Annotated in this window: 1 pseudogene; it reads left to right on the forward strand. The window is 65.4% G+C overall.

What is annotated here, in order from left to right:
- Positions 1-648: pseudogene (locus DDF70_RS36290) on the forward strand (IS5/IS1182 family transposase); the annotation flags it as partial.

Consider the following 648-nt stretch of genomic DNA (forward strand, 5'->3'; position numbering starts at 1 on the left):
GCGTCCGCGGCTCCGGCATGGTTGCGCGCTCATGCCAATCCCGCCTGGATCGAGCGCTATGGCAGGCGGGCTGACGACTATGACGTCCCGCAAGGCGAGGCGAAGCGGCGCGCCCATGCCGAGCAGATCGGGCGCGATGGTCATCAGCTGCTGGCGGCCATCATGGCTCCTGGTGCACCCATCTGGCTGCGACAGATCCCGGCCGTTGAGCTGCTGCGGCAGGTTTGGGTGCAGAATTTCTGTCTGACCGACCCGGCTCAGACCGGAGAACCTGAGGATGGCCCATGCTCTGAGACCACTCCCCGGGTGCGGTGGCGGACTGAGCATGAGGGATTTCCACCCGCCCTGCTGATGGCCGGATCGCCCTACGATCCAGAGGTCTATTATGCCAACAAGGGGACGACGACCTGGATCGGCTACAAGGTTCATCTGACCGAGGTTTGTGACGAGGGCGGCCCGCACCTGATCACGCATGTGGAGACCACGCCGGCGCCGGTCGTGGAGCGCGACACCCTCAACACCATTCATGACGGGCTCAAGGCCAAAGGTCTGCTGCCCGACACTCATCTGGTCGATGCTGGTTACGTCGCGGCCGACCAGCTCGTGGCCAGCCGGAAGAAAGGCGTGCGGCTCCTGGGGCCGGCCCCT

It is taken from the genome of Microvirga calopogonii (assembly GCF_003347665.1).
Taxonomy (GTDB): Bacteria; Pseudomonadota; Alphaproteobacteria; order Rhizobiales; family Beijerinckiaceae; genus Microvirga; species Microvirga calopogonii.